The 2,820-nt window shown below is 63.3% G+C and carries 4 protein-coding genes; all 4 read right to left on the minus strand.

The window, feature by feature from the left end; genetic code table 11:
* Positions 1 to 85: 85 nt before the first annotated feature.
* Positions 86 to 973 carry a zeta toxin family protein gene (locus tag AC1ROW_RS22150; protein WP_234001863.1) on the minus strand — a complete coding sequence of 296 codons (888 nt, stop codon included), beginning with the start codon at positions 971 to 973 and terminating at the stop codon, positions 86 to 88.
* A 170-nt stretch (positions 974 to 1,143) separates the two neighbouring features.
* On the minus strand, positions 1,144 to 1,611 hold the full coding sequence (locus AC1ROW_RS22155; RefSeq protein ID WP_234001862.1) for a hypothetical protein: 468 nt from the start codon (positions 1,609 to 1,611) through the stop codon (positions 1,144 to 1,146).
* Between the two features lie 51 nt (positions 1,612 to 1,662).
* Positions 1,663 to 2,223 carry a recombinase family protein gene (locus AC1ROW_RS22160; protein ID WP_253035904.1) on the minus strand — a complete coding sequence of 187 codons (561 nt, stop codon included), beginning with the start codon at positions 2,221 to 2,223 and terminating at the stop codon, positions 1,663 to 1,665.
* 220 nt (positions 2,224 to 2,443) lie between these two features.
* Positions 2,444 to 2,820, minus strand: a 377-nt coding sequence (locus AC1ROW_RS22165; RefSeq protein ID WP_493021848.1) for a hypothetical protein, incomplete at its 5' end; no start/stop codon positions are given.

Here is a 2,820-nt window from a genome sequence, read left to right on the forward strand (position 1 = left end):
CCTGGGCTGTACTCCGACACCGTGAGTGAGCTCGTCGCGAGCATCTGCAATCACAACGAAAACTAGCCCCCACATCCTTGAAGGATCACGAAACGGTTACACCACTCCACGGGACTTGACCAGAACGCGAACCTGGCCGCTTCACTTGCGCGTCTGCGTTGCGCGGTGCGGATCTATCGGTACTGAAACTTGCCGCGGATAGTCTGCTCACCGACTGCTCTGCTTCGAGCTTTCCGCCGGGCTTCGACCGCACCTGCGCGACCTCACGAGTGGGCTGGGCTTCGCGCCCCTCAACCAACGATGCTCGGTGCTCCTCGGTACTAGTGTAGTGGCGCTCGTAGCGGATCACTCGTGGACATGACTGCGCGAGCTGGGCTGCCGCGTCCTGTGACTTCGAGCGCCCATGCTCGGTGTCGAACAGCGGCCGAGCGTATGCGCTTGGCACCCATCGTCCGCCGAGTGCGTCTGCTTTGCCTGCCTCGGCTTCCTGCATCGCGTGCTGCCAGCGCTGCACGATTCGATCCTGCGATACCTCGAACGGCACCTCGACGTCGACGACCGTTACCTGGTAGCCAGCGTCCGCAAGATACGCCCCAAGCTCCACTGCTTTGTCTGGGTCGCTCAGTACCGTGTCGACGATGATGTTCGTTCCCTGGTCGATCATCTCTGTGCGCAGCGCGCGTGCAAGCATCGACGATTCTTCATGCACGAGTGAGGCAAGTTCAAGTGGATAGAACCGCTCCCCCTGCGCCTCTAAGTCGCGCACCTCTGGCGGTTTGATCCATTCCTCATAGCTGCCATCTGCCATCGCTTCGCGCAGCAACAGCTTCTTGAACTCGTCCGCGTCAATATTCACGTAGTGGTCTCGATCCGCGCCGAGCACGGTATCGGCGACTCGCCCTTTCCCGGCTCCTGGCGGGCCGGCCAGCACAAGTGCTCGACCTTCATCTTTCGCGTTCGGCGACTGGCTCACTACCGCGGCCTTAATGCGCTCGTGCGTCGCCCGTCGTACCGCTCTACGTGACCCGTTGGAGCGATACCAAGCAGGGTTTCTGGTAGTCGCGTGTGGGCCGTCTTTGTCGAGTGGGCCGCCGGCAGTAGAGAGCGCTTGGACAACCTCGATATGCCGCTGCTCCTCTGGGGTCACGCCGCCGTCATCCGTGCATCGATGCGATCGCCAATCTCGTCGTACAGCTCATCGTCGATCAGCCCACGGCTCAGCGCGCGGTCCAGGTCATCGACCGAGCCCGCAACGTCCATCAGCAGATCGTCGAACGCATCATTGGTCTGAGCCCGCGGCACATACTCCCAGCGCGTCAGCTCATCGACAAGCTGCGCGCGGTCGATCAGGCCGGCTGCGTATCGCTCGCAAATCTCGTAGGGATCTGCGCCAGAGAAACCTTCACGAGGCATCGGGATTGTGGCGGCCCTCTGCAATACCTTCTGCACGTTCGGCTGCGAGACCTTCACCAGATCGGCGATCGCCTTCTGACGCAATCCACGCTGTTTCAGCCGCAGCAGACTGCGCCGGTAGTCCAGCTCTCCGATGTTTCGCAAGTGCTGCGCCTTCCGTGCAGCGACCGCCTCGACGGGGATCTCGGTAATCGTCATAGTCTCCACCTCCGCTTCAAGTCTATCGCAAATATAACCATAGTTATACTGCTACTTTGTGAGCGCGCGCATGACGCTCGATGCGCCGACTCCGAGCACACGCCCGATGTGGGCGTAGCTCTGGTTCTCTGCGCGCATCTTCTCGGCCGCGGCGATCCGCTCGGCCGTCATCACGGTTGGGCGGCCGCCGACCCTTCCCTGGCTCCTGGCGTGCTCCAATCCAAGGCGCGTGTTCTCTCTGATCGTGTCGACGCGGAGCTGCGCGAAGACCACGACGATGCCATAGAGCGCCTTCCCCATCGGTGTAGTGGTGTCGATGGCGGGCTCTGTGAGACTTACGATGTTCAGGCCGCGGTCGTTCAGCTCGGACAGCACCTCGATCATCAGGCGCTCACTGCCGGCAAGTCGATCGAGCTTGCGGACCTTGATCGTGTCGCCGGAGCGCGCAGCTACGTCGATGAGCTTGCGCCACTCGGGGCGATCGGCGATGCGGCTCGATTCGCCGTGGTCGACGAACACGCGACTGCAGCCGGCCGCGCGCAGCTCGGCTTCCTGCGCGCCCGGATCTTGCTCTTTGCGCGAGACTCGCGCGTACCCAAATACTTCGGCCATGCCATAAACGGTACGCGCTCAGTATCGGTGCGTTTCAGTTTCGGTTGGGGGTTTCGGTGCGCCGCTGTTCGGCGTGTCATGCAGCGCCGCGACGTCGCCGAGCTGCACACCGAAAACGATCGTTATCGGTCGGCGCTCGTCGGCGGCAGAGCTGCATCGAGCACCTGCCCGATGCGGGTGCGCTCCTCGGTGTCGGCATCCGGGCCGTCCACGTCGTGACTCACTGGGGATCGTCGTACCAGCGCACGACGCCGTTGGCTGCGTGCGCTTCGCGCAGCGCGGCCGAGGCGGCATCGAACGCTGCGGCGGCACGGTGCAGCTCTGCCGCCGTGGTGACGGTGCCAGTTGCGCCGTCGCCGCGCCCGTCCTCGCCGTTGTAGTGCGTCCCGTCGACGACGCGCTCATGCCAGGCCGCGAGCTGGCCGAGCATGGGTACGTCGACGCCGACATACCTCCCGAACTGCGCACCGGCCGTACGCCTCAGTACAGCGTGCAGCGCCGTCGCGTCATCGAGGACGCGGGGGCTCTGTTGCAAAAATCGTGAAGCTTGAGCATGCTTGGCGGAGATTGGACGGACGGAACGATGACGGATTTCAA

The sequence above is a fragment of the Leifsonia sp. GW821-FHT13C09 genome, assembly GCF_058806435.1.

Bases quoted from the DNA above. Each gene is read 5' to 3' on its own strand.
- AC1ROW_RS22155 (WP_234001862.1), bottom strand. From the start codon at position 1,611: ATGACGATTACCGAGATCCCCGTCGAGGCGGTCGCTGCACGGAAGGCG.
- AC1ROW_RS22160 (WP_253035904.1), bottom strand. From the start codon at position 2,223: ATGGCCGAAGTATTTGGGTACGCGCGAGTCTCGCGCAAAGAGCAAGAT.